The organism is Micromonospora maritima (assembly GCF_902825405.1).
Taxonomy (GTDB): Bacteria; Actinomycetota; Actinomycetes; order Mycobacteriales; family Micromonosporaceae; genus Micromonospora; species Micromonospora maritima.
On the sequence record NZ_CADEAU010000640.1, the window covers coordinates 1 to 2,661 of the forward strand.

The 2,661-nt window shown below is 76.1% G+C and carries 3 protein-coding genes; 2 read left to right on the plus strand and 1 reads right to left on the minus strand.

Features of this window, described 5'->3' with window-relative positions; all coding sequences use genetic code 11:
• Positions 1-678, minus strand: a 678-nt coding sequence (locus HUW36_RS30395) for an MFS transporter (protein WP_174531230.1), incomplete at its 3' end; no start/stop codon positions are given.
• A 71-nt stretch (positions 679-749) separates the two neighbouring features.
• On the opposite strand from HUW36_RS30395, the gene HUW36_RS30400 reads away from it, so the two are divergent.
• The gene (locus HUW36_RS30400) at positions 750-1,400 is read left to right on the plus strand and encodes a TetR/AcrR family transcriptional regulator (RefSeq protein WP_425487281.1); all 651 of its coding nucleotides are present in this window, start codon (positions 750-752) and stop codon (positions 1,398-1,400) included.
• Positions 1,401-1,455: 55 nt separating this feature from the next.
• On the plus strand, positions 1,456-2,661 hold a 1,206-nt coding region (locus tag HUW36_RS30405), incomplete at its 3' end, for a flavin-containing monooxygenase (RefSeq protein WP_174531231.1).

A 2,661-nucleotide genomic window follows, 5' to 3' on the forward strand; every position in this document is an offset into this window, starting at 1 on the left:
GGCGCCGTGCGGGGCCGCCGGGGCGGCGGCGGTACGACGCAGCCGGTCGATCCCGACCACGCCGACCGCCATGGCGGCGAGCATCCCGGCCGCCAGCACGACCGCCATCCGCAGGTAGCCGGCGCGGGTGGCGTCGTCGCCGCCGGTCAGCAGCGGCGCCAGCAACCCGGAGACCAGGATGCCGAGGGTCAGCACCACCATCCGGAACGCCATCAGCCGGGTCCGCTCGTGGTAGCCGATCCGCAGGTCGGCCGGGGTGGCCAGGTAGGGCACCTGGTAGGCGGCGAACAGCAGGTTGCCGGCGACGAACAGCACCGCCACCCAGGCCGCGGCGGCCGCGCCGGTGAGGTCGCCGGGCACGGCGAACAGCGCGGCGAACGCCACCGGCAACGCGCAGCCGGCCAGCAGCAGCCGGCGGCGGTGACCCCGGCGGGCCTGCTCGACGTCGCAGCGGTGCCCGATCCACGGGTGCAGCAGCACGTCGGCGATCTTCGGCAGCAGCAGGGTGAGCCCGGCCAGCCACGGGGTGACCGCGAGGACGTCGGTGAGGAAGTAGAGCAGCAGCAGCCCGGGCACGGTGACCCAGACGCCCATGCCGAGCGAGCCGGCGGCGAACCCGACGAGCGGGCCGCGTGGCAGGGCGACGGCGTCGTCGCGCCGCTGGTCCAGCCCGGTCATGCCGTCTCCTGTCCCGGGGCGCACCGGCCCCAATCCAACGGATGCTGGATTGTAGGGGGAACAATGGCCGGATGACCATGCCCCGCCGGCGACCGGGCCGGCCCCGCCGCGACGACCAGCGACCGACCCACGAGCTCGTGCTCGCCGCCGCGACCGCGTTGTTCGCCGAGCGCGGGTTCGACGCGGTCAGCGTCCGCGACGTGGCCGCCGCCGCCGGCGTCGACGTGGCCACGGTGGCCCACCACACCGGCACCAAGGCGCAGCTCTACGACGCCTGCTTCGCCCGGGTCTTCAGCGCGGAGCGGGAGGTCCTGGAGGCGGCCGGGCAACGCGCGGCCGAGGCGCTGGCGGCCGGCCCGGCGCAGGCGCTGCGTGCGCTGCACGAGCTGGTCGACGTGTTCGTCGACTTTCTGGAGGACCGGCCGGAGACCACCGCGTTGTGGCTGCGCCGCTGGCTGGAGCCACAACGGCACGCCGAGCTGGACCAGCGCTACTCCGCGCCGCTGTACGCGCAGGTCGAGCGCCTGCTCGCCGCCGCGGCCGGGGCCGGGGCGCTGGTCGAGCCGGCCCCGCACGTGACCGTGCGCAGCCTGGTCTGGGCGGTGCACGGGCACGTGGTGGCACTCGCCGCGCGCTCCGGCTCCGGGGCCCGGGAGCGGCGTGAGTTCCGGGCCTTCGTGCACCGCTTCCTCGACGGGCTCTACCCGCCGGCCGCCTCTTGACGGCGTCCCGCCCACCGGGGATTATCCAGCGGTCGTTGGATTAAAGGAGGCGGGCATGTCGGCACCACCCCGGGTCGCGGTCGTCGGCGCCGGCGCGGCCGGACTGGCCACGCTCAAGGCGCTCGGCGACGCCGGCGTGCCGGCGGTCGCGTTCGAGACCGCGGACACTCTCGGCGGCCTCTGGGTCTACGGCGCGCCCGGCTCGCCGGCGTACCGGACGCTGCACCTCAACACCAGCCGGGGCCGCACCGAGTTCGCCGACCACCCGATGCCCGGCGACTGGCCCGACTACCCCGACCACACCCGCGTCGCCGGCTACCTCGGCGACTACGCCGACCGGTTCGGCCTGCGCGATGCGGTACGGCTGCGGCACACCGTCGACCGGGTCACCCGGGTCGGCGACGGCTGGCGGGTCCACGCCACCGGCCCGGACGGTCCGGTGACCGTCGACGTCGAGGCGGTGGTGGTCGCCAACGGGCACAACCGGGTGCCGAACCGACCCGAGCCCTACCCCGGCGAGTGCGCCGCCGAGCAGATCCACAGCCACGACTACCGGGGACCCGACCAGCTCGCCGGCCGCCGGGTCCTGGTGGTCGGCGGCGGCAACTCCGCCATGGACATCGCGGTCGACGCCTCGTACGCCGCCACCCGGACGCTGCTGTCGCTGCGCCGCGGCGTCTGGGTGGTGCCCAAGTACCTGCTCGGCCGCCCGTCCGACACGCTCAACGGCGCGCTGGCCCGGCGGCTGCCGTGGCGGCTGCGCCAGCGGATCAGCCAGACCATGCTCACCGCCACCGTCGGCCCGCCCAGCCGCTACGGGCTGCCCGCCCCGGCGCACGGCTTCCTCCAGGACCACCCCACGCTCTCCGACACGCTGCTGTCCCGGCTCACCCACGGCGACGTCCAGGCCCGCCCCGGCATCGCCCGCTTCGCCGGCGACCGGGTCGAGTTCACCGACGGCCGCGTCGACGAGGTCGACCTGGTCATCTGGTGCACCGGCTACCGGGTGGAGGTGCCGTTCCTCGACCCGGCGCTGCTCGGCGACGGCGCCGACCGGCTGCCGCTGTACCGCCACGTGTTCCACCTGGACGCCCCCGGCCTGGCGTTCGTCGGGCTCATGCAGTCCACCGGCGCGGCGTTCCCGCTGGTCGAGGCGCAGGCCCGGCTCGTCGCCGCCCGCCTGGCCGGCACCTGGGCCCCACCGGAACGGGACCGCCAGGCCGCCGCCTGCCGCGCCGAGCTGCGCGCCGCCACCGCCCGG

What these genes read in the sequence shown, in the direction of transcription:
- HUW36_RS30400 (WP_425487281.1), top strand. Translation starts at nt 750, where the DNA reads ATGACCATGCCCCGCCGGCGACCGGGCCGGCCCCGCCGCGACGACCAG.